Origin of the sequence: Vibrio sp. 1562, assembly GCF_033340155.1 — a bacterium.
Classification (GTDB): domain Bacteria; phylum Pseudomonadota; class Gammaproteobacteria; order Enterobacterales; family Vibrionaceae; genus Vibrio; species Vibrio alginolyticus.
Genome location: NZ_JAWOVY010000569.1, coordinates 1 through 587, shown reverse-complemented (window position 1 = coordinate 587; position 587 = coordinate 1). Strand labels below are relative to the sequence as shown.

Below are 587 nucleotides of genomic sequence, written 5' to 3'. Positions count from 1 at the left end.
AAAGACATTTTCGAGGATACTCGAGCGATTGCTGAACCATCCGGTGCGCTTGCGCTTGCTGGCTTGAAGAAGTTTGTTGAGCAAAACCAACTGGAAAACAAAAACCTTGCCACGGTGTTGTCTGGCGCGAATACCAACTTCCATGGTTTACGCTATGTTTCAGAGCGTTGTGAATTAGGTGAGAAGCGTGAAGGTCTATTGGCCGTGACAATTCCAGAACGCCAAGGCGCTTTCTTTGAATTCTGTAATCTGATTGGCGGCCGCGCTGTCACCGAGTTTAACTACCGTTATAACGATGATGAACTGGCGAATATCTTTGTTGGTGTACGCCTGCAAGGCGGTCAGGAAGAGCTGGATAACATCATTCGCGATCTACGCGAAGGTGGCTACCCAGTCGTGGATTTGTCCGACGATGAAATGGCCAAACTGCACATTCGTTACATGATCGGTGGCAAGCCCTCGAAACAACTGAAAGAGCGTCTCTATAGCTTTGAATTTCCTGAGTATCCAGGCGCACTATTGAAGTTCTTAAGCACACTTGGCACCCATTGGAACATCAGCCTATTCAACTACCGCAACCACGGCGC

Annotated in this window: 1 pseudogene; it reads left to right on the top strand. The window is 48.6% G+C overall.

Annotated elements, in window-relative coordinates:
• A pseudogene (locus R7Z49_RS26440) lies at positions 1 to 587 on the top strand (threonine ammonia-lyase, biosynthetic); the annotation flags it as partial.